The organism is Streptomyces sp. NPDC001848, assembly GCF_042891915.1.
Lineage (GTDB): Bacteria > Actinomycetota > Actinomycetes > Streptomycetales > Streptomycetaceae > Streptomyces.
In genome coordinates, this window is sequence record NZ_JBIATP010000035.1 from 1 (window position 1) to 20,849 (window position 20,849).

At 70.4% G+C, this 20,849-nt stretch carries 21 protein-coding genes; 9 read left to right on the top strand and 12 right to left on the bottom strand.

Annotation, left to right across the window (positions count from 1 at the left end; genetic code table 11):
• Positions 1-148 precede the first annotated feature (148 nt).
• Positions 149-442, top strand: a complete 294-nt coding sequence (locus tag ACFYZJ_RS38870; protein WP_388576978.1) for a putative quinol monooxygenase — start codon at positions 149-151, stop codon at positions 440-442.
• 1,779 nt (positions 443-2,221) lie between these two features.
• Here ACFYZJ_RS38870 and ACFYZJ_RS38875 read toward each other — a convergent pair.
• From ACFYZJ_RS38875 to ACFYZJ_RS38915, 9 genes are all read right to left on the bottom strand, one after another.
• Positions 2,222-4,123, bottom strand: coding sequence for a hypothetical protein (locus ACFYZJ_RS38875; RefSeq protein WP_388576980.1), 1,902 nt, complete (start codon positions 4,121-4,123; stop codon positions 2,222-2,224).
• A gap of 252 nt (positions 4,124-4,375) precedes the next feature.
• Positions 4,376-4,888, bottom strand: a complete 513-nt coding sequence (locus tag ACFYZJ_RS38880) for a hypothetical protein (RefSeq protein ID WP_388576983.1) — start codon at positions 4,886-4,888, stop codon at positions 4,376-4,378.
• Between the two features lie 459 nt (positions 4,889-5,347).
• On the bottom strand, positions 5,348-6,103 hold the full coding sequence (locus ACFYZJ_RS38885; protein ID WP_388576985.1) for a calcium-binding protein: 756 nt from the start codon (positions 6,101-6,103) through the stop codon (positions 5,348-5,350).
• Between the two features lie 136 nt (positions 6,104-6,239).
• On the bottom strand, positions 6,240-7,157 hold the full coding sequence (locus ACFYZJ_RS38890; RefSeq protein WP_388576988.1) for an undecaprenyl-diphosphate phosphatase: 918 nt from the start codon (positions 7,155-7,157) through the stop codon (positions 6,240-6,242).
• A gap of 181 nt (positions 7,158-7,338) precedes the next feature.
• Entirely contained in the window at positions 7,339-7,986 is a 648-nt protein-coding gene (locus tag ACFYZJ_RS38895) for a phosphatase PAP2 family protein (RefSeq protein ID WP_388576991.1), read from the bottom strand.
• A gap of 174 nt (positions 7,987-8,160) precedes the next feature.
• Positions 8,161-9,102, bottom strand: a complete 942-nt coding sequence (locus ACFYZJ_RS38900; protein ID WP_388576994.1) for a M56 family metallopeptidase — start codon at positions 9,100-9,102, stop codon at positions 8,161-8,163.
• Between the two features lie 17 nt (positions 9,103-9,119).
• Positions 9,120-9,509 (bottom strand): BlaI/MecI/CopY family transcriptional regulator, encoded by a 390-nt coding sequence (locus ACFYZJ_RS38905; protein WP_388576997.1) that lies wholly within the window; start codon positions 9,507-9,509, stop codon positions 9,120-9,122.
• A 158-nt stretch (positions 9,510-9,667) separates the two neighbouring features.
• Positions 9,668-9,808 (bottom strand): hypothetical protein, encoded by a 141-nt coding sequence (locus ACFYZJ_RS38910; protein ID WP_388576999.1) that lies wholly within the window; start codon positions 9,806-9,808, stop codon positions 9,668-9,670.
• A gap of 218 nt (positions 9,809-10,026) precedes the next feature.
• Complete coding sequence (locus ACFYZJ_RS38915) at positions 10,027-10,665, bottom strand: winged helix-turn-helix transcriptional regulator (RefSeq protein WP_388577001.1); 639 nt, start codon at positions 10,663-10,665, stop codon at positions 10,027-10,029.
• Here ACFYZJ_RS38915 and ACFYZJ_RS38920 point away from each other — a divergent pair.
• From ACFYZJ_RS38920 to ACFYZJ_RS38950, 7 genes are all read left to right on the top strand, one after another.
• A complete protein-coding gene (locus ACFYZJ_RS38920; protein ID WP_388577004.1) occupies positions 10,550-11,518 on the top strand; it encodes an MBL fold metallo-hydrolase in 969 nt (322 codons plus the stop codon). The two genes, ACFYZJ_RS38915 and ACFYZJ_RS38920, sit on opposite strands and share 116 nt — an antisense overlap.
• The gene (locus ACFYZJ_RS38925) at positions 11,515-12,105 is read left to right on the top strand and encodes a GNAT family N-acetyltransferase (RefSeq protein ID WP_388577007.1); all 591 of its coding nucleotides are present in this window, start codon (positions 11,515-11,517) and stop codon (positions 12,103-12,105) included. Before ACFYZJ_RS38920 ends, ACFYZJ_RS38925 begins: the two co-directional genes overlap by 4 nt.
• Positions 12,106-12,250: 145 nt before the next feature.
• Positions 12,251-12,706, top strand: coding sequence for an EamA family transporter (locus ACFYZJ_RS38930; protein WP_388577010.1), 456 nt, complete (start codon positions 12,251-12,253; stop codon positions 12,704-12,706).
• A 118-nt stretch (positions 12,707-12,824) separates the two neighbouring features.
• Entirely contained in the window at positions 12,825-13,067 is a 243-nt protein-coding gene (locus ACFYZJ_RS38935) for an EamA family transporter (protein ID WP_388577013.1), read from the top strand.
• Positions 13,068-13,684: 617 nt separating this feature from the next.
• Complete coding sequence (locus ACFYZJ_RS38940; RefSeq protein ID WP_388577016.1) at positions 13,685-13,837, top strand: hypothetical protein; 153 nt, start codon at positions 13,685-13,687, stop codon at positions 13,835-13,837.
• Between the two features lie 129 nt (positions 13,838-13,966).
• Positions 13,967-15,769, top strand: coding sequence for an ABC transporter ATP-binding protein (locus ACFYZJ_RS38945; RefSeq protein WP_388577018.1), 1,803 nt, complete (start codon positions 13,967-13,969; stop codon positions 15,767-15,769).
• On the top strand, positions 15,766-16,650 hold the full coding sequence (locus ACFYZJ_RS38950) for a serine/threonine-protein kinase (protein WP_388577020.1): 885 nt from the start codon (positions 15,766-15,768) through the stop codon (positions 16,648-16,650). The genes ACFYZJ_RS38945 and ACFYZJ_RS38950 overlap by 4 nt, the downstream gene beginning before the upstream one ends.
• Positions 16,651-16,682: 32 nt before the next feature.
• Here ACFYZJ_RS38950 and ACFYZJ_RS38955 read toward each other — a convergent pair whose 3' ends face one another.
• From ACFYZJ_RS38955 to ACFYZJ_RS38965, 3 genes are all read right to left on the bottom strand, one after another.
• On the bottom strand, positions 16,683-17,624 hold the full coding sequence (locus ACFYZJ_RS38955; protein ID WP_388577022.1) for an anti-sigma factor family protein: 942 nt from the start codon (positions 17,622-17,624) through the stop codon (positions 16,683-16,685).
• Positions 17,614-18,201 carry an RNA polymerase sigma factor gene (locus ACFYZJ_RS38960; protein ID WP_388577030.1) on the bottom strand — a complete coding sequence of 196 codons (588 nt, stop codon included), beginning with the start codon at positions 18,199-18,201 and terminating at the stop codon, positions 17,614-17,616. Before ACFYZJ_RS38960 ends, ACFYZJ_RS38955 begins: the two co-directional genes overlap by 11 nt.
• Before the next feature lie 132 nt (positions 18,202-18,333).
• Positions 18,334-19,071 carry a helix-turn-helix transcriptional regulator gene (locus ACFYZJ_RS38965; RefSeq protein WP_388577025.1) on the bottom strand — a complete coding sequence of 246 codons (738 nt, stop codon included), beginning with the start codon at positions 19,069-19,071 and terminating at the stop codon, positions 18,334-18,336.
• Positions 19,072-19,247: 176 nt separating this feature from the next.
• Between ACFYZJ_RS38965 and ACFYZJ_RS38970 the strand changes: the two genes are divergently transcribed.
• Positions 19,248-20,756, top strand: coding sequence for a GAF domain-containing protein (locus ACFYZJ_RS38970; protein ID WP_388577027.1), 1,509 nt, complete (start codon positions 19,248-19,250; stop codon positions 20,754-20,756).
• Positions 20,757-20,849: the final 93 nt, after the last annotated feature.

Consider the following 20,849-nt stretch of genomic DNA (forward strand, 5'->3'; position numbering starts at 1 on the left):
GAGGCACAGACGATCTCCGAGGCGAGATGCCGCCCGCTGGTGGGGCGGCCCACGACCTTGACTCGGTCATTGAAACTCCCGGCCAAAGTCGCTACACCGACATCCGCTGTACGCTGTCCGCCGCGCAGCCGGCCTGCATCAAGGAGTAATGATGTTCGACCTCATCGTCATCGTGCACGTTCCCAAGGCCGAAGACGTCACGCCGGTCGCTGACGCGCTGGCTCGAATGCGTCCGCTGTGCCTCACCGAGGACGGCTGTGTCAGTTGGGAGGCCTACCACTCGCACGAGGATCCCGCCCGGTTCGTACTGGTCGAGCGCTGGGCAAGCCGGGGCCACTGGGAAGCCCACGATGCTGGAGAAGCCATCCAGAAGATCTACCTGCCCGAGATCATGCCGCGCATTGAGCGTGAGGTGCACCCGAGCGCACCCGTACGACTCTGAGACGGTGGGCGTTTCCTCAGTCATGATCACGACCTTACGGTTGGAGCGAACAGTCGCCCAGGTCACTTCAGCACTGAAATCCTGGGCCAATTTCGTACCGGTCCTGGGCCTTTCCTGGAACGGGTCGAGCTGTCTCTCGGGGCGATCGGGCAGTTGTCGCCTTCTCCACGGGTGCAAGCTGTGTGGGTAGAGCGTGCTGGTGGTGTTGTGCCCAGCGGACAGCAGGTGGTGCCGCCAAGCCTGTCAGCGCGAACATCGCTCCCAGGACGTACCAGCCGGGGCGGCCCCAGCTGATACAGAGTGCGATGAGGAGTCCTGGGCCGAGGGTTTCGGCAAGGCCGGCCGCCCCCAGGCCGAAGACACCCAAGTACTGCCCGGTGGCATGCTGCGGGGCGAGAGCGAAGGACACCTCAAAGCCCGCGGCGGAGTGCGACAGTTCGCCTGACCGTGTGGATCACCACGGCGGTGATGAGCAGGGTCGCGGTGCCGCCCAAGGCAGGCGGCCCGCCTGAGTTACGTCGGGACGAAGAAGTTTCGTCAACAAGGGCGGTGGGAGGGGGCAGTGCGCTGGCGCTACTGGAGTCCCACCATGGACAACGCCTTGGCGCATGCCGGCGCCGCCCGCCCAGTCATGCCCCTTCAACAGCGAAGATGAGCAGCTGATGCCTGAGGTGTTCCAGGCAGCGGGCCCGGTCCCACCGCCCGTCCCCTTCAGCGCTGTTCGCGGACGTTCAAACGGGACCGAAGCCCGTAGCCGCTCGGGCGACCCGCCGACCGTGGACGCAGGTGAACGGCCCTGTACGCGGCCCCGCGAGGCGCCAACACAGTTGGAAAGCGTGTTGCTGGTCAGCGCTGTCGCCGCGTGCGTCCCTGGACGGCGGATCGGCGGCTGCGCACGGCTCGGTCGTCATACAGGTCCAGACTTGTTCGCCATCCCCCCGCCTCGCGGTTCTGTACGCGTGCGATGTCCACGCGGCGTGTCCGATTCGCGCTCTACCCACACGCTCCAGCCGACCACACCCTGAGGCGTAGCAGAGCGTCACTACCAAAGGGGGAGGTATGGCGAAGCGTCGAAGGCCGCAGCCCAGGGACAGTCGCGGCCGATTCACCAAGACCGGGGTACCGATCTGGCTCGGCATCGTGGTCATCATCGTGTTGCTCTACGCCTACGCTCGTTAGCAATCGTCGGAACACAGACGGACCGGAGCCCGCACCACAACCGCACCAGATCGAGCGGGGAACCGCGGGGAATCACGGTGGAATCGCTGAGGCCGGCGAGGCGCCGTCCAGCCTGTTCGCCCAGGTCACCGTCTCCGCCAGCCCCCAATGATCGCAGCTTCCCAAACTGAGAGCCTTGATCGTTAGGAGCCCACGGCAGTGATATGCAGCCGCACTGAGCGATGCAGGAGACGCTGCGTGGCCCGGGGTGTGCCAGGTGGATACCAAATCTGGGACAACCGAGGACGTCACGATGGTGGGGCGATCTCTACGAGTTGTGTCCTGACGCTCTGGTGGCCGAGCTCAACGGCCAGGCGGACCACACACGGATCACTGCCCTCATGAAACACCACAGGCGCAGAAGCGATAGGTGCCGACCGTCGGTCGAGCGAAACAGAGCTGGGCTCTGTGGGCCGTCCGAGGCCGCTCAACAGTGGCCAATGGGACCGACGACGACCACCAGGCGCACGTTGGAACGGCTGTGACCGGCAAGAACCCAGCTCACTAAGATCCCCGGCAAGACCCGGGGCAACAAGGCAGGTTCGCCCGCGCCGACCGGTGTCACCGTGGCGATCGCTGCTCCTGATGTGGGATGGAGGTGCCCTCCCGCTTCGCGGTGGGGCAGACGGTGGGGGTTGTCGCGGAGGGACGCACTGGCAGGGGCGTGAGGGGCGTGCAGACCGGAGTAGCCAGTCCGATGAGCTCGACCAGTCCTTCGCCGCCCGTCGGTGGGATGATCTTCGACCAGTTGTTGGCCACCCATACGTTTCCGGAGGCGTCGATCTGAACGGCCGTAAGGTGCTGGATCGCCTTGTTCTGGAAGCCCGCGCCAGGGGAGAGAACGGTGCCGGCCGAGGCTCCCGCAGTGCAGGCGGCGGTGTTCACGCCGCACAGCAGCGACACTGAGGAGGCGCCGAATCCGGCGACCCACACGCGATCCGTACCGTCGACGGCGACCGACCAGGGGAAGACCGTCCTGGGCAGCTGATGCACGCCCGCGACAGTGCCGTTGGGTTGGATCTGGGTGATGGCGCTGCTGAAGAAGTTGGCCACCCAGGCGTTGCCCTTCGAGTCCAGTGCGAGCCCCACGGGCGCTTGGAGGGAGCCGTCGTTGATGGAGGTGACGGGCTTGAAGTCGGGTCCGATGACGGTGACGCTGCCGCCGACTTTGCCGGGGCGCTTGCTTTCCGTGATCTCGGTGAACGAGAGGTGGCTGTTGGTGACCCAGGCCCGGCCGTAGGCGTCGATCTGGACGGCGAACGGATGGTTGAAGCTGCTGTCGGTGATGGTGATGGCCTTGGAGGGGTCGCCGTGCGGGTAGACGACGACGCTGCCCTGGCCGGGTTTGCCCTTGAGGCCGTAGGAGTTGGCGATCCACACGTTGCCCCGCTGGTCGACGGCGGTGCCCTGCGGGTGGTTGAGCCCGCCGTTCTTCCACCCGGTCGGGGGCGACAGCACGGCGCCGGTGGCTGAGTACTTCGACATGGCGTTGCCGCCGTAGCTGGGTATCCAGACGGAGCCGTCACGGTCGATCGCGATGCCCCACGCCCCGCCTTTCATGCCGCCGCCGCTGATGGGGCTGCCGAAGGTGGGAATGCCTGTCGGGTTCTGGACGGTGACGAAGGGGTTGGGGTTCCGGGTACCGGGCAGCCAGTTGTTGGTCGCCCAGGCGTTGCCGTGGGCGTCGAAGGCGATGCGGCCGGGAGCGTAGAGGTCGCTGGCGGTGTGGCGTAGCGCCAGGATCCAGGCCGTGGGTGGCGCGGTGAGGGCGGGGGTGAAGACGTTCGCCTCACGGGCCAGGGCGTAGAGGTCGGCCGGAGACAGTGTGGGGCTGTGGGCCAGGTTCCCGATCGCCTGCACGGTGTCGGCCGCAGCCGCGTTCCCTGGTGGTGTAGCCAGCCGAAGGAGCTGGTCGCAGCGCGGGGCGTCCGCCGTGCACAGGGAGATGAGGTTGGCGAGCGTATCCAGTGTGGCGAGTGTCTGGCTGTTGGCGCTGTCGGCCGTCACCGCCGCTGCGGGCTTGCCGGTGACCGGGTCGGCGAGGGTGAAGGCTGTCGCCGCGGCGTTCTGCAGCCCCGGGCTCGGTCCGGTGATGCCGCGCTGGTCGCTGAACTGGGCCAGGGCGTAGGCCGTGGCGATCGTGGTGAGTTCGTTGATCCTCACCGTGTTCACAGTCCGCTGGGGCACACCGCCGCCGACGCCCACCCCGACGACCGAACGCAGCCGGAATCTGCGCGCTGTCGTCGAAGCCGCCTCGACGTACACGACTCCGTCAGCGGGCTGGGCATAGGTGATGGTGAAGGAGCCGCTCGCATCGGTCGTTGCGCGGCCCAGCTCTCTGACTCCTGACCGCGATCCGGCGAAGAGCGTCACCTGCGCACCGCGCAGCGGCTGTCCCGCGCCGTTGACCATGCCGTGCAACGGGCCCGGTAGGGCGTCGGGTGACGCCGTGGGAGTGCTCACTGTTCCCAGGGCGATGGCGGCGGAGGCCGCTGCCGCGGTGGCCGCCGCCCACGGCACCGGGCCCGTCCGTATTCGTGCGCGGCTCACTTTCGCGCAGACCGGTCTGAACGGATGTATGTCTGAGATGCGCATCATGGAAACCGTTCGCCGTAGGTGGTCGGACTGGGGTGCGGTGCCGTGAGGGGGTTGTGGTCGTCGGCGACTCCGGTGACAGCCGGGGCCGGCACCGGTCCGCTGTGCGGGTGGATGGGCTCAGGTCTCTTCGGCCTCGGCCTGGCCGGGGCCGCGTTCCAGAACTCGAAGCACGAACCATCCGACCCTGAACCCGAACAGCCAGACGACCCCCAGATACAGGCCCGGACCGACTTGCCGCATCTCGTCGCGCACTCCCCGGGCGACCAGGGACGTCCTTGAGTAGTCGATGACGACACACTCCCGGTCGTCCAGCAGGCTCGGACCTGTATAGACCTGCGCCACGATGGCGAGCACGTCGAAGGAGGTCATCCGATTGCTCAGGTAGCCGTTCGGGTCGAAGACCTTGCCCCGCCACACGGCCGTGCGCACGAGCGCCGCCAATGGTCGGGCGGCCCACCTGCCGCCCCATCGGACAATGCCAGTGCCCTGCAGCGGGCCCTTCGGGATGTCACCGGGCGAACTTTCGCGGAAGAGCTCCTGCAGCCCGGTATCGCCGGCTTTGAGCAGATCCGCCTCAGTGAGTGCCACGATCATCCTCCTAGCGGCCTTCAGACCGTCAGTCAGGCTCACGGCTGCCGTATTCCCTACTCCGCCGATGGGGCTGGTCAGGGAGATACGCAGCTTGGGTGGTACCGCAGCGGGACTGGCTGCCCGTCGGCGATCGTGTGGCTTCGCGCCCCCTGCACGCGAAGCGGGCCTGTGCGGGACCCACCCTCGATGCGTGATCCAGCTGCCAACCCTCACCCTGGATCCTGCAAACGCGAATCTCCACTGCTGCTCGGCCGAACGGAAAGAAGCTTAGAGTTCCTAACGAAAGACCCGCCCAGCGGACGTGACCACGTGGGACATGGTCACTCGCAGCGGACTGGAGGTCGGGTCCGGGTTTCTGTCCGTCGCGGAGTGGACCGGAGTTGACCCCGGCCGACCCAGGCTGCTGAACGCGCTTGAGGGCTTGGGACGGTGGCGTTCCGGCTGGTGTCTGTCGTAGGGCCCGGGCGGGGGAGCCAGGCCCTACGACCGGTCTCCGGGTCAGCGGACGTCGACGAAGTCGCCCCCGGCGTTGGCGGGAGCGGCGGTGGAGGTGCCCGCGAAGGTGTAGCGCCAGTAGCCGTCCGCCGATGCCGTCACCGTGGTCTTCGCGTTTCCGTAGCTGTCCGTCGAGACCGTCTTCACGGTCGTGTACGTGGACGCCCCCGCCTTGCGGAACTGCAGCTGCACCTTCTGACCGGCGTATCCGTGGTAGCTGCCGGGTGTCTCCCAGTCCGCACGAGAGAGCTTTCCGGTGACGGTGAGCGTCCTACCCCGGGTCACCGGCTCGGGAGACGCGTTGGCCGTCAGGGTCGCGTCACGCAGCGCGGACTGTGTCGTGGCGGCGTACAGATCGATGTGTCCCATGCCGTCTGCGGACTCGGCCCAGGCAGCGACCTTCCACGCGCCGGCGAGGGAGTTGCGGCCAAGGGTCCGGCGCGGGTGGATGTAGGCGAACTGCGTCTGACAGGTGGACGTTGTCGCGTTGACCTTGGTGCAGGTCGCACGCCAGGGGCTGTGGAGGACGGCGTCGGAGGTGTCGTACGAACCCCGGTAGAGGTACATGTCGCCGCTCGCGATGCCCGACGGGTCGGTGGCGGTGAACGTCGCCTTGAACTCCTGGAGCGGCTGGTCGGACAGTTCCACCGGCTTGCCGCCGTTCACCACGATGTTCGAAATGCGGGCCGAACCCACCATCTCGTCGCCCTGCGGGGCCGGCTGCTGATCCTCGCCTGGGTCGTGTACTTCGACCAGCACTGCTCCGTGGATGTGCGCAAGACCGCCGTCGACCTGACGACCAACCCGATCCGCGGCCTCGGCGACGCACGCCGGGCCGAGAAACGCAGGCAGGCCGGGCAGGACTGACCTCGGGGTGTTCCCGAGGGACCGCCGGTCACCCAAGGGTGAAGTAGGCCAGGCTGCCGAGTCCCGCGAGGGTGCAGTAGATGGCGAAAGGGATGAGGGTTCGGTTCTCGAAGTACCGGACCAGGTAGCGGGTTGCCAGGTAGGCAGCCACGAAGGCGGCCAGGCTGCCCACCAGCAGGGGGCCGCGCAGGCCGTTGCCCGCGGGGCCCAGCAGCGGGGGCAGTTTGAGCAGGGCCGCTCCGCCGATCACCGGGGTGGCGAGCAGGAACGCGAAGCGTGCGGAGTCCTCGTGGTTCAGGCCGCGGAAGATGCCCGCGCTGATGGTCGATCCGGAACGGCTGATTCCAGGGAGGAGAGCGAGGATCTGGGCCGCGCCGATCCCCATGGCCTGCCGCATGGTCATCCGTGTGATCCGCTGGTCCGAGAGCTCTTCCGGAGTCAGGTCCTGGTTCCCTGCCGGGGTGTCGCCTGCGCGCCGCCGGCCCGTCCCACCGCGTCGCAGCTGCTCGGTGACGAAGAGCACGATGCCGTTGAGGGCGAGGAAGAGGGCGGTCGGCACGGGCCGCCCCAGCGTCGTACGGAACAGTTTGTCGAGCGCGAGCCCGGCGACACCGACCGGGATCGTGGCCGAGACGATCAGCCAGGCGAGCCGCTGGTCCACCGTCTGGATACGCCGCTGGGTGAGGGACGTGACCAGGCCGCGGATCACCCGGACCCAGTCCCGCCGGAAGAAGACGACCAGCGCGAGCGCGGTGGCCAGGTGAAGACCGACCAACTCGTTGAGGTACAGGGACCCGTCGGCGGAGACGTCGAGATCGTGCTTCCAGTGTCCGCCCAGGAGGGCGGGTATGAGGATGCTGTGCCCGAGGCTGGAGACCGGGAACAGTTCGGTGACGCCTTGCAGCAGGCCGACGCCCACGGCTTCGGGGTAGGTCAGGACGGACATGGCTGGCCTTTGACTCGACAGTGCACGCGAGAATGGGGCTCCGGACGACGCTCACAGCCGCTCCGGCCAGCCAGGAAGCTACTACACGGGTGTAGAAATCAGGAAGGTCGGTGCGAGGTGTTCATCTCCTCGCACCGCAACGTTCACCTTCCCCGCGGGGCGACAGCGCGACATCCGCCGTTCACCGGGCGGCGTGCGCGGGAGCGAGGCGGGCGGTCAGCAGCGGCTGGAGCGCGCCGCCGGCGCGCAGGCGGGACACCAGGGGGCGGATCAGGCCGCGCAGGACCAGGCCGGCGAGGAGGGCGACGGGGGCGGCGATGACGATTGCCCCGAGGACGTCGTGCGGGTAATGGTCGCCGACGTAGACGCGGGTGAAGCCCTCCAGCAGCGTGCAGACGGCGGCGATGGCGCTGAGCCGGCGGTCGAGGAGGAACAGGGCGGCGGCGGTGGCGGCGGCCGTGGTGGTGTGGCCGCTGGGGAACGCGTAGTCGGTGGCAGCCGGGCAGCTGTTGACGAAGAAGTCGTGCGGGAGGGCACGGCAGGGACGGGGCTCCGCGACCAGCTTCTTGATGACCTCGGTGACGGCGAACGCGGCCACGACGGCCGCCGGGGCGGCCAGGGCCAGAGCCATGGCGGCGTCGTCCCGCCGGCGGGCCCGCCACCAGCCCATCACCATCAGGACGGCGAAGACCCCCAGACCGAGGTTGGTCGCCAGCGCGATGGGCGTGTTGAGCCAAGGGGTGTCGCGAGCGAAATCGGTCACCGAGGTGAACAGCGAGCCGTCGATGCGGGAGCCGTCGAAGGCGAGAACTGCGGCGTGAGGGGTCATCAGGCGGTGTCTTTCGAGCAGGCGGAGACCACGGAAACAGGGAGACGCGAAAAGGTGAACAACACCATAACATCTACACGTGCGTAAAAGATCACGGGTCTCCGCTGCGCCTTACCGCGGCAACTCGCCCGAGGTGCACATCGGTTGCCGCCCTGAGCGGTAAGACGGCGGCGCTCAGCGGACGCCGATCGCCTCCAGCAGCCGGTGGAGGTCGTGGGCGGCTTCGGCCGTGGACCAGGCCGTGGTGAAGAGGACCACGGCGGTGGCGGCGACGAGCACGGGATGGCGCCCGGGTGGCGGCGCGAGCAGCGCGGCCACCCGGCGGGGCACGGGGCCGGCGGCGGCGAGGGGACCCCGGCGGCCGAGGATGCCGAGCGCGGCGCCCGGGAGACGGGACCGGCCGGGGTTGGCGCGGGCGGCGAGGGCGGCCTTGCCGACGGCGCGGGCAACGCGGGCGCGGTCGCCGGTGGCGGTGGCCGCGTTCTCGTCGGCCCAGCGTTCGGTGGTGTAGGTGACGGCGGTCGCCAGTGGCCGCAGCAGCGGATTGGCGGCGGCTCCGAACTGGGCGAGGGCGACGAACGCGTAGTGGTGGGCGGTCAGATGGGCGCGTTCATGGGCCAGCAGGATGTCGTGCTCGGCCTCGTCCAGAGTGTGCAGCATGCCGGTGGAGACCACGACCCGGCCGGGCAGCCCGGGCAGCGCGAACGCGTCCGGCGCCGGGTCGTCGACCACCACCAGTCCGTCGCGCGTCGGCATACAGGCCGCGTCCAGTGCGGCGGCGGCCAGGGACCGCGCACGGCGGGAGAGCATACGGGCGGCCATGAGGACCGCGGCGCCGAGGAGGACGCCGGCGATCACGGCGACGGAAAGCTCGGTGGGGTCCTCGCGCCGCGCGGCGTGCGCCGGCCAGTGGCCCAGGGTGGCGAGCACCGGTATGCGAATCAGACCGGTGATGGCCAGCAGGCCCAGCGAGATCGTGCTCGCCGTGCCCAGGACGACGGACGACGCGGTGAGCAGCCAGGTGGCGAGGCGGGGTTCACAACGCTCTGACAGCGGCCGCACGCCCAGGGGGGCGATGAGCGACAGCAGCAGCGGGAGGTAGACGGCGATGCGCATCGGCGGTCTCGCGCGGCTCAGCGGTCGGCGCCGGACTCGGAGCCGAGCAACTGGCGCAACAGATCCGCGTCCGAGTCGGACAGTCCGTCGGCGAAGCGGGCGAGCACGGCTTCCCGGTCGGGGCGCTCCTCCAGTACGGTCCGCATCCTGCGGGCGGCGAACCCGGCGTCGTCGGTGGCGGGAGCGTAGGCGTAGGCGCGGCCTCGCCGTGCGCGGACGAGCAGATGCTTGGTGTGCATGCGGGTGAGGATCGTCACCACGGTGCTGTACGTCAGCTCGCCGCCGAGGCGTTCGGTGACCTCACCCGGGGTCAGCGCACCCTCGGCCCGCTGCAGGAGAGCGAGGATCTCGGCCTCCCGTGCACCGTTGGGCAGCTTGGAGCCCCGGCCGCGTGTGTCGCCGTCCATGAGTTTGCGTTCCCTCGCTCGTATCCAACCGTCTCGCAGAGCTTCTACGGCCGTGTAAAGGCTGCCGCTCCCCGAGTCTGCCACGCCTGCACCCCTTCGCCGCGCGGCTTCGGATGCCCGCGCCGACGCCAGGAGGCGTCGCCACTTCGCGCTGGATCTCAGATCGGGCCCACCGGGGCCTCCGCGCGGTGGGCCCCTGTCGCGCAGTTGGCGGACGGTCCCACGGTTCCACCGAGCTTCGTGCGGAAGGGGGCGAGCACCTCCCGCGTGAAGATCTCCGACGGCCGGGTGCCGGTCACGCGGTCGTCGTCCCCGGCGCTGCAGGCCGCGACGAGGGGCAGGACGGCCAGACTGTCGGCCGCTGCGGCGCTACCGACGGTGAAGACGGAGGCACGGCCTCGCTGTCGGTGCCGACGCGCGTCACTCCTCCTGGTCGGACGACGGACCCGTTCACACGGGCGGCAGGTCGACTTGGGATACGGATGAGGGGTGTTCAGGGGCGGCACCTCAGCGGGCTTCACCTGGGCTCTCCGTCGGTGTCATGCCTCGTTCCAGTCCGGTCCGACGGGCCCGGCAACAAGTTGAGGGCCTGCCTTTGCGCCGTTCCCCATTCCCACATGCTGCGCACCACTGCCTCCAGCGCCCGCCCCCGGCCGGTCAGAACGTAGCGGACGCGGGGAGGCCAGCCGGGGGTGCGGTGGCGTTCGATGACGCCCGCACCGGTCAACTGGGCCAGCCGGTCCGAGAGGACCTTGTCCGAGAGAGCGGGAAGTGCGGCGGACAGCTCGGAGTAGGTGGCCTGACCCCGGCGTAGGAACTCGCGGAGTACCAGCGGCGTCCATCGGCCGCCCAACGCGGCGAGGGTGATGTCGATGGGGCATCGCGGTTCGTGGCCCGGCGGAACAAGGGCGCTGTCCGGACAGTCCGCCAGCGGGCCGTCCTGATCGCCCGCCGGAGTGTGTCCAACCGTTTGGTGAGTCACGAAGGGCCCTCCTAACGTCCGTCGTGAGCAGCCAACCGACTTGCCTCCAAGGGACTTTATGCGCATCCACCACCTCAACTGCGGTTCGCTACGAAAGATCCCACCGCTCCGTGGAGAGCCCACGGCGGGCGTGGTGAACCGCGAACTGGCCGCTGTCTGCCATTGCCTGCTCATCGAGACGGACTCGGACGGGCTGGTCCTGGTCGACAGCGGCCTCGGCACCGCCGACCTACGGCACCCTGACCGGTCGCTGGGTGCGGACTGGGTGGCCTACGCCCAGCCCGCGCTGGACCCCGAGGAGAGCGCGCTGCGCCAGGTGGTCCGTCTCGGGTACGCGCCCCAGGACGTGCGGCACATCGTGCTCACCCACCTGCATCGCGACCACACGGGAGGGCTGCCCGACTTCCCTCACGCCCGGGTGCATGTGCACCCCGACGAGTACCGGGCCGTCACCGACTCCGCGGCGGCGCACCACCGGCACAGCCTCGACCGCTTCATGCCGGCGCACCGGGCGCACAGCCCGCTGCCGGCACCCGCGCCCGTGGCGGAGGGCACCGAGTGGTTCGGTTTCCGCGGCGTGGCGCGACCACAGGGGCCGGCGTGCGAGCTGCTGCTGGTGCCACTGCCCGGCCACTCGGCGGGACATGCGGGCGTCGCCGTGCGCGACGGCACCGGACGGTGGCTGTTGCACGCCGGCGACGCGTACATGTATCACGGCGAACTCGAGCACACCCCGCCCCTTTCCCACCCCGTCCTCGAGCCGGTCCAGCAGGGAGCACAGACCGATGCCGCGGCTCGCGTCCTGACCCGCGACCGACTGCGCGCCCTCCGCCGCGACCACGCGGACGAGGTCACCGTCTTCAGCGCACACGACCCGTGGGAGTTTGCCTGTCTTGCCGCCCCTCGCCCACCGGAACTGCCGGATCGCGGCGGGACGGACCGTGGTGTGAAGACGCCCCGCACCAGCCCGAAAGATCCGGCCGATCGCTCGTCAGCTGATCAAACCGCCTCTAGTGTGTCGCCGTGAACAACGCTCTTGTCGGTGGTGACGTCTGCCTCGTTCCGTTGTCCACCGACCATGCCGAAGCCCTCTTCCCTTCTGCGTCCGATCCTGAGGTGTGGCGGTGGATGCCGCGGCCACGTCCTGAGTCCGTGACGCAGACGCGCGCGATGCTGAGCCAGATGATCGCGGACCCCGCGCGGCGCTGTTTCGCGGTGCAACGTCGTGACGACGGTGCCGTGGTCGGTTCGACCAGCCTCTACGACATCGATCTGGAGGAGAGCCGCGCCGAAGTCGGCGCGACCTGGTTCGATCGGTCTTGTTGGGGAGGCCCGTACAACGCTGAGTCGAAGCTGTTGCTGTTCAGCCACGCCTTCGACGACCTGCGACTCGCGAGGCTCGCCCTGCGCACCGACAATCTCAACGTGCGGTCCCAGCAGGCCCTGGCCCGTCTCGGCCTGGTCTACGAAGGGACTCTGCGCAGCCATATGCGGCGCCAGGACGGCACCCGCCGTGACTCGCTGTACTACAGCCTGCTCGCAGATGAGTGGCCGACCGTTCGCGACGCGCTGCGGGCCAGGATCGCTGCCAAGCGGAGCGCCCCGGGAGGCTGAACTCGTGAACATTCCTGCGCCCGCCCGGCGACGGGGAGTTGCCGCCCAGAGTCATCGACCGGCGCTGACGTGAGAGGTGAACGGAGCCGATCAGCCTCCGTGGTGACAGGGGGTCGAGCGCTCGCTCCTGGGAACTGTCGGGTGGATGGGTGCTCTTCTCGCGCCGGCCTCGGCGGTCTGCTACGGCGCCGTCGACTTCGTCGGCGGGCTGCTGTTGTGCCGGGTTCACTTCGCTGTGGTCACCTTCCCGGGGCAGGTCGGTGGTCTGCTGTTCGCGGTGGTGGCCGCGGCTGTCGTCCCTGCCGACGCGGTTCGGGCCACGGACGTGGTGTGGGGCGTCCTCTCGGGGATGGGCGGCGGAACAGCCATGCACTTCCTCAACCGCGGGCCGAGCCGGGGAGCCATGAGCATCGTGGCCCCGGTGAGCGCCGTCACCGGGGTCGCCCTGTCCGTGCTGAGCGGTGCGTTCTTCCTGGACGACCAGCCCACAGTCACGGCCTGGCTGGGGATGTGCCTCACCCTGCCCGCCCGGTGGCTCGTCTCGGGGGGCTCCGGCCCCGGTCGCGGCGGGGACGGGAAGGAGGCGCCAGGCGCTCGGTGACACGAGCAGGACGGCAGCGAGACGCCCGGCGGCCACGGGCCACAGACCGCTCGCCGGGCAGGCTCCCCGGTTCCGGCGACCTGTGCGACGTGTGCGACCTGTGCGACCTGTGCGACCTGTGCGACCTGTGCGGTGGCTGGGTGGAGCGGTCCTGGTCGGGGCGGGTGCGGCCGTCGGCCTCATCCTCCATCTGTGGGCGGCCCGTCGGCAGATGATGGCCCTCGCTGTCGTCCTGGCCTCCCTGTATCCGGCGATTCCCACCGTCCTCGGGCTCGCGGTCCTGCACGAGCGGGCCACCCGGACACAGGTGATCGGCCTGGTGGGCTCGGCCGTCGCCGTCGTCCTGCCGGCCCTGGGGTGAGCGGGCGCCTTCCGGAAGCAGGCTGACCTGGATCGCGTCGGGTCTCACGCCCGGTGCAGCACCCGAGGACGACGAGGAGCACGGTGGCGCCCGCGCTCGCCCCGTGTGCCACCACGTCGGCCAGGGGGAAGTGACGTTCGGCGGTGGTGCCGCCGCGCGGGTGCCGTCCGGAGCTGGGCAGCCGGCGCAGCAACATCATGAAGCCGAAAGCGGCCACGACCAGGACGACCCCGCACGCCGTCCACGCCGAGGCCCCGACGCCGCCCGCGAGGTACACGGTCCAGGCCGCGAGCCCGGCCACGGCGAGCGCCACATGGCCCACGACCAGCCACAGCGGCAGCCGCGTCACGCCGGGCGTGCGTTGGCGCAGTCCGCCGTGGCGGATCCACACGGTGGCGAGGTAACCGCCCAGACCAGCGGTCAGCAGCCACGCGCACAGCACGAAAACCCGCATACGCTTCCCCCCTTTTGGCAGAACAGGGCAGGGAAGGGAGGCAGGTCAGGGAAGGAAAGGGAAGATCACCAGACGTTATCAGTACCTTTTTTCATGAAATAGCCATCCGTCGCCCGCTGTGACGCGTATCCGATACGAGGCAAGTCTCCGCAGGAGGAAACGCATGGCGATCTTCAGTGATCTCTTCCCCGCCAAGCACCGTGACCACGGGAAGGACGACACGTCCGGGCGTGACGACACCTCGATGAGGAGGCACCGTCGCCGTCACGGTGACCACGACCACAAGCGTGACCACGACCACAACGACAACTGGTGAAGGGCAACTGGTGAAGAACGAGCGGGCCGGTGAACGGAGGACCCGGGACCGGTCCGTTCCATAGTCGATCCCCCAGGGACGCGTGCCATGGTGCGGCTCCCGCGGCATCTCCCGCGGCATCTCCTGTCTGTGAGCGAGGACGACGGTGGCGTCGTCGCCGCCGCGCCGCGGCTGGCCCCGCGCGATGTGTTCCGGCGGTTCTGGCCGTACACCCGCGGCCGCCGGCGCTGGCTCGTGCCCCTCGTGCTGTTCAGCGTGATCGGGCCCCTCGTCGACGCGGCCGAACTCTGGCTGTTCAAGGTCGTGGTCGACGAGGTGCTCGTGCCGAGGGATCTCACTCCCCTGGCCTGGGTCGCTCCTGCCTATCTCGGCCTCATCGTCGGCTCCGGTGTTCTGGGGTTCGCCGACGACATGACGTCCACGTACGTCAGCGAGAGTTTCCTGCTGTCCCTGCGCTCCGACGTGTTCCGGCACGTCCAGGGGCTCTCCCTCGGGTTCTTCGAACGGCGGCGGCTCGGGGACGTGCTGTCGCGGGTCACGGGGGACGTGGACGCCGTCGAGACGTTCCTGCTCTCAGGGGTGGCGGACGCCCTCTACCACGTCATTCGGCTGGGCGTCTTCCTCGGTCTGCTGTTCTACCTCCGCTGGGACCTGACGCTCCTCGCGCTCGTCATCGTGCCGCTGTTCTGGCGCGCGGCCCGCCACTTCTCCCGGTTGATCAAGGAGGCGTCACGGGAGCGCAGGCGCCGAGGCGGTGCGCTCAGCGCGGTCGCCGAGGAGTCGCTGGGCAACATCGCCCTGGTCCAGGCGTACAACCGGCGGGAGTGGGAGGCGCGCCGGTTCGACCGGGAGAACCTCGGCAGGTTCCACGCGGCCATGGCGTCGGCGCGCATCCGCGCCGTCTACCGGCCACTCGTCGAGGTCATCGAGGTGTCCGGCGCGCTCGCCGTCATGGGCCTCGGCACCTGGAACCTGGCCCAGGGCCAGCTCACGCTCGGCGGGCTGCTGGTGTTCCTCGCGCTGATCGGCAAGCTCTACAGCCCGATCCGCGACCTGTCCCGCCTCGGCACCAGCTTCTACGCCGCGTCGGCCTCCGCCGAACGCATCATCGAACTGCTGGACCAGCGCCCCCAGGTCACCGAGTCCGCCGGCGCACGGCGGATCGGGCGGGCGCACGGCGACATCGAGTTCGCCGGCGTCTCCTTCCGCTATCCCGGTACGGCGAACCGGGCCCTGGCCGACGTGTCGTTCCACGTCGCCCCCGGCGAGACCCTGGCGCTGGTCGGGGCCAGCGGCGCCGGCAAGTCCACGGTCGCCAAGCTCCAGCTGCGGTTCTACGACCCGGATCACGGCGCCGTCCGTCTCGACGGGACGGATCTGCGCGACCTCGCCCTGTCCGACGTACGGGAGAACGTCGCCGTCGTCCTTCAGGAGACGCTCGTCTTCCACGGCACCGTGCGGGACAACATCGCCTACGGCCGTCCCGGCGCGACGGACGCGGAGATCGTCGCGGCAGCACGCGCCGCGGACGCCCACGAGTTCGTCCAGCAGCTTCCGGAGGGGTACGACACGATGGTCGGCCAGCGCGGCCGGACGCTGTCCGGCGGACAGCGCCAGCGTCTGGCGATCGCCCGGGCGATGATCAGGGACGCCCCCGTGCTGCTGCTGGACGAGCCGACCACCGGCCTCGACGTCCGGTCCGGCCTGAGGATCATGGACCCGCTGCGGCGCCTCATGGCCGGGCGGACGACCGTCGTGATCTCCCACAACCTGCTCACCGTCCGGGACGCCGGCCTGATCGTGGTCCTCGACCACGGCCGGATCATCGAGTCCGGGACCCATGACGACCTGCTGCTGCGCGACGGGGCGTACGCGCGGCTGCACCGGATCGCGGCCGTGTCCCCCGCACCACCGGGGACGGTGCCGTCATGACCGAACCGCCCCCTCCCCTGGCACCCGGCACCCGCCCGGCCCCGGGCTACGAGATCCTCGGCCACCTCACCCGCACGGGATGGTTGGACCTCTACGACGCGTGGAGCGAGGAACGGGCCTGCCGGTGCGTCATCAAGGTCGTACGTCCGGACCGCCGCGGCGAGACGCGGCTGTGCGAACGGCTCCTGCAGGAGGGGCGCTGGCTTCGGGACTTCACCCATCCGCACCTGGTCCGCGCGTACGAGACCTTCGACGCGCCCGAGCCGCTCGTCGTCCTGGAGACGCTGACCGGGGAGACGCTGTCCCACCTCGTCGACCGGCTACGGCGCCGGCCGGCCGCCGACGACGTGGCGCTCCTCGGGACGCAGCTGTGCTCCGCGATCCACTACCTGCACGGCCGGGGCCTGCTGCACCTGGACCTCAAGCCGTCCAACGTCGTGGTGGACCGCGGTCACGCGAAGGTCCTCGACCTGAGCGTGGCCCGGCCGCCCGGGGTCGCCCCGCCCGGCGTGGGCACCTTCTCCTACCTCTCACCGGAGCAGGCGCGCGGCGGCCTGCTGACGGCCGCGGCCGACGTGTGGGGTGTCGGCATCACGCTGTACGAGGTGGCGAGCGGCGACGTGCCGTTCGACCGCGGTGAGACGGCGGACGAGACCTACGACGACCCGGAGGACGAGGACGCGGGGAACGACGACCGCACAGGGGACCGGGACGGCTGGTACTGGTGCCCCCAGCTGGAGGCGCCCGCCCCGCCGATCGCCACCCGGCGGCGCCTGCCCCGCCCCCTCGCCGCGGCCATCGACGGCTGCCTGCTGACCGACCCCTCCGCCCGGCCCACGGTGCCCGAACTCGCCACGGCCCTCCGCGCCGCCCGCGCATGAGGCCCACACCTGAGACCCCCACGCGAGGCGCCCTACGCCAGACCGGACGCGCCGAACTGAGCCGTGGCCAGGACCGTCCCGTCGGGCGCCGTCAGCCGGGCACCCGCCAGTGCCGTGGGATCGACGGGGGCGGGGCCGCCCCAGTAGCCGTAGCCCTTGTCCAGGGTCAACTCGCCGACGTGGATCGTGCCGCCGTCGTGCCGCACCAGCACACAGGAGACCCTGCCGCTGTACGGCGTCCCGGCGTCGGCCAGATCGACGGACATGTAGAGCCAGCCCGGGGAGCCGGGATGGGCGTAGATCTCACCCGTCGGCTTCCCGAGAGCCCGGGTGGAGACCAGTCCGGCCCTCAGCATGCCCGAGGGTGTCCCGGCGGGGCTGGTGGGTCCGGCCATGACCTCCTCGATCGCCGTCCCGACCGCCCAGCCACCGAACCCGAGGGCGAGGGCGAGCGCGGCCCCGGCGGAGGCGACCCGCAGCCGCCCCCGGCGGCCGCGCCGGCCCTGACGCGGGATGCCGGCCCAGCGGCCGGCCGAAGGCCCTTCGGGCGTCGAGGCTTCCTGAGCCGACGCCCCCGGAGACGACGCCTCTTGAGCCGTTGCCTCGGGAACCACCGCACCGGGAACCACCGCACCGGGAGCCACCGCACCGGGAGCCTGCGTACCTTCCGCACCTTGAGCTTCCGCGCCCTGCGCCAACGCGCCCTGGCCCTGCGCCCCCTGCACCCGCTGCGCCTGCACGCTCCGTGTCAGCGCCTGCGCCACCCGGGTCTCGAACCCGACCGGAGGCTCGCCGCACGGCAGCAGCCCGATCAGCCGGTCGCCGACGAGGGTGAGCTGCGCGACGTACTCCCGGCAGTCAGCGCATCCGTCCAGATGGGCGACCGCCCCGGCGCGTTCACGACCGGGAAGCACGCCGAGGGCCAGCTCGGGACCGATCTCCCGCAGCTTCTCGCAGGTCACGTCACTGGGCATGGTCGCTCCGCTGGGAAGGGGTGAGAGTGGCGCGCAGCTTGCCCATCGCCGTCCTGATGCGTGTCTTGGCGGTGCCCAGCGGGATGTGCTCCCAGTCGGCGATCTGCTGGGCCGTCATGCCGTAGATGCCCGCCATCACCAGGGCACGGCCCTGCTCACGCGGGAGCTGCGCCACCGCGGCCCGCAGCCGCGAGGATGCCTCGTCGGCCAGGGCGTAGTGCTCGGGTGTCCGGCTGACGACGCCCAGGACCGCCTCGAGGTCGTCGGGTGCCATCGGCTCCGGCCGCCTGGACCGGACGGCGTCGATGGCGAGGTTGTGGGCGATGGTGGTCAGCCAGGTCGTCACGGAACCCCGGCGTGAGTCGTAGATCTGCGCATGACGCCACGCCCGTTCGAACGTCTGCTGGGCGATGTCCTCGGCGAGCTGTGGATCCCCGGTGACGGCGACGGCGACCCCGAAGACCTTGTGCTGGAACCTTCGTACGAAGGTGACGGCGAGCTCCGGATCGCCGGTGGCCAGCCCGGACAGCAGGGCCTCGTCCGGGAGACGGCCCACGGGGAACCGAAACCTCTGCATACCGGTATATACGGACCGCTCGCGCCGGGGGATTGCCCGGCCATGCCAGGGGATCGCCCGCCCGTAGGGCGCTTCCCAGGGGTTGGAGTGCATGACGACTCCGGCTGTGCTTCTGTGCGGCGGGCCCCCGGCTCACCGCCCGCAGGTGGTACCCGTCTCCGCGGAGCCTTCCGACGGTTCCTGCACACGCAGTTCGACGCAGCACGCGTCGGGCCGTGGGGCGAGGACCGCTGTGGTCTTGTCGCTTCCGAGGCCGTGCAGGCAGCCGGCCAGGAAAGCCTGGTTGACGGCGCAGACCAGTTGGGGGGCCTTGGCCGCCAGGGGGTGGAAGGGGCAGTTGCGCAGCCGCAGCAGGGCGGGTGCGGCACGCTCCGGCTCGTAGCCGAACTCCTCGAGGGTGTCGGCGGCCAGGCTCAGCCCCCGCTCGGCGCCGAGCCGTCCGGGGCGTACCCGTGCGCGTTCGGCGCCGCCCAGGGCCTCCCCGCGCCCGTATGCCACGCGGAGCGCGGCGTCGCGGGCGGACTCGGCCTCCGTCTCGGTCAGGACGGCCTCGGTCAGGACATCGGCGAGCATGCCGTAGCGACGCTCGGGGATGCTCACCGCGATGGCCTCGGCGACCGGCTCGTAGACCTTGGGCCTGCGGCCGACCTTGCGGATGCCGGCGGGGGATTCGCAGTGGGCGTGGAGCAGACCGGCCGCCACCAGCTTGTCCAGGTGGAAGGCCGCCAGCTTGCGGGAGATCCCGGCACTGTCGGCCACCTCCTCGCGCGTGACCGGGCGCCGCTCCTGCCGGATGAACTCGAACATACGGCGGCGCAGTGGATCACCGAGGGCCGCGAGGGTGGTCAGCGAGGTGTGATCCAGTCCCACGAATCCATCATATCGCCCGTCACTTCGGGTGAAATTCACGTGGGGCCGGTACGGTCTCCGACTTCCGAGCCCGGGTAACGGCCGCGCCCGGCGGCCGGGAGGACGGTTGGTCCAGCACCCTCCGGGGAGGCGACGCCGGCGATGTGAGCGATCCGGGATGGGCGTATTGTCCCGATATGGCCATGGGCGAGGACGACGTGCCCAAGGACAAGGCAGCGGGACGGGCCGAATCTCCCGGCGCGCTGGACGATGCCCTGGACGCGGTCCTGGCAGCGACCGTGCGCCGCACCGGAGCCTCCATCGGGGGGATCTACCTGATCGAGGAGGCCGAGCCGGTGCTGCGGCTGGTGGCCGTGTGCGGAATGCCGCTGGAATTCACCGCCCCATGGCGGCGGCTGCCGCTCACCGCTCCCATCCCGGTCGCCGACGCGATCCGCGAGGACCGGCTGGTGTGGATCGGGGACCAGACCGACATGGCCCGCCGCTATCCGCGTGTCGCCGCGGTCCTGCCCTACAGGTTCCCGCTCGCCGCGCACGCCGTGACCGGAATGCGCCGCTGCTGGGGCGGACTGGTGCTGATGTGGCCCGCCGACCACGCCCGGAAGACCACGTCCCGCGAACGCCGCCATATCACCTCCAGCGCCCGCCGCCTGGCCCGTCTCCTGGACGACGCGCAGCGCCCGCCCACGCTGCCCGACCAGCCACGCATCGTCTCCGTCGACGCCCCGTACCACCCGGCCTACGCCGGCCTCGCCGCCGTCGACTACGCCGAACGCCTCCCCTGGGGCGCCCTCGCCCTCGATCTGGAGGGCAGGATCACCTTCATCACCAAGGCCGCCGCCCGCCTGCTCGGCCGTGACCGGGGCCGGCTGCTGGGCACCCGGCCCTGGCAGTCGCTGCCGTGGATGGACGACCCCGTGTTCGAGGACCACTACCGAACCGCCGTGGTCAGCCGCGCCGCCGTGTCGTTCACGGCCCGGCGCCCCCCGGACCAGTGGCTGAACTTCGAGCTGTACCCGGACACCAGCGGCATCAGCGTCCGTATCACCCCTGCCGGGGAGCAGTCCACGCCGAGTACCCGTCCCCGGCCGGTCGCGCTGACCCCGACCGGCCGTCTGTACCAGCTCATCCACCTGGCCGCCGCGCTGACGGAGACGGTGAGCGTGCGCGACCTGTTCGAGATGGTCGCGGAGCAGATCCTGCCCGCATTCCGCGCCCAGGGCCTGGTGCTGTCGGCCGTCGACGCGGGCCGTCTGAAGATCGTCGGCTCGTACGGCTACCCGCCCGAGGTGATCGAACGCCTCGACGGGCTCCCACTGGACACCGACCTCACCCCCGCCGGTCACATCCTCGCCACCGGCACTCCCGGCTTCTTCGCCAGCCCCTCCGAAATGGCCCGCAGCCACCCGGAGGCGCCCCTGGTGAGCGGCAAACAAGCCTGGGCCTTCCTCCCCCTGATGGTCACGGGACGACCGGTGGGCGCCTGCGTCCTCTCCTACGTCCGGCCCCACACGTTCTCCGCCGACGAGCGTGCCGTCCTCACCTCGCTGGCAGGGCTGATGGCACAGGCCCTGGACCGCGCCCGGCTCTACGACGCCCAGCACGGCCTCGTGAACGACCTCCAGCAGGTACTCCTGCCGCGCGCCCTGCCCGCCGTGGCCGGACTCGACGTGGCCGCCCGCTGAAGCGCGCGGGTTCGCAGATTCCTGGATGCGGACGAGTGCGGAACCTGCGCGGGGTTGCCGATTTTTAGGGGTTCGAGAGGTGAGTTGGAGGCG

Excerpts from the sequence above, each read along its gene's own strand:
- ACFYZJ_RS38870 (WP_388576978.1), top strand. The coding sequence starts at position 149 with ATGATGTTCGACCTCATCGTCATCGTGCACGTTCCCAAGGCCGAAGAC.
- ACFYZJ_RS38890 (WP_388576988.1), bottom strand. The coding sequence starts at position 7,157 with ATGTCCGTCCTGACCTACCCCGAAGCCGTGGGCGTCGGCCTGCTGCAA.
- ACFYZJ_RS38895 (WP_388576991.1), bottom strand. The coding sequence starts at position 7,986 with ATGACCCCTCACGCCGCAGTTCTCGCCTTCGACGGCTCCCGCATCGAC.
- ACFYZJ_RS38900 (WP_388576994.1), bottom strand. The coding sequence starts at position 9,102 with ATGCGCATCGCCGTCTACCTCCCGCTGCTGCTGTCGCTCATCGCCCCC.
- ACFYZJ_RS38905 (WP_388576997.1), bottom strand. The coding sequence starts at position 9,509 with ATGGACGGCGACACACGCGGCCGGGGCTCCAAGCTGCCCAACGGTGCA.
- ACFYZJ_RS38920 (WP_388577004.1), top strand. The coding sequence starts at position 10,550 with ATGCGCATCCACCACCTCAACTGCGGTTCGCTACGAAAGATCCCACCG.
- ACFYZJ_RS38915 (WP_388577001.1), bottom strand. The coding sequence starts at position 10,665 with ATGAGCAGGCAATGGCAGACAGCGGCCAGTTCGCGGTTCACCACGCCC.
- ACFYZJ_RS38930 (WP_388577010.1), top strand. The coding sequence starts at position 12,251 with ATGGGTGCTCTTCTCGCGCCGGCCTCGGCGGTCTGCTACGGCGCCGTC.
- ACFYZJ_RS38940 (WP_388577016.1), top strand. The coding sequence starts at position 13,685 with ATGGCGATCTTCAGTGATCTCTTCCCCGCCAAGCACCGTGACCACGGG.
- ACFYZJ_RS38950 (WP_388577020.1), top strand. The coding sequence starts at position 15,766 with ATGACCGAACCGCCCCCTCCCCTGGCACCCGGCACCCGCCCGGCCCCG.
- ACFYZJ_RS38955 (WP_388577022.1), bottom strand. The coding sequence starts at position 17,624 with ATGCCCAGTGACGTGACCTGCGAGAAGCTGCGGGAGATCGGTCCCGAG.
- ACFYZJ_RS38960 (WP_388577030.1), bottom strand. The coding sequence starts at position 18,201 with ATGCAGAGGTTTCGGTTCCCCGTGGGCCGTCTCCCGGACGAGGCCCTG.
- ACFYZJ_RS38970 (WP_388577027.1), top strand. The coding sequence starts at position 19,248 with ATGGCCATGGGCGAGGACGACGTGCCCAAGGACAAGGCAGCGGGACGG.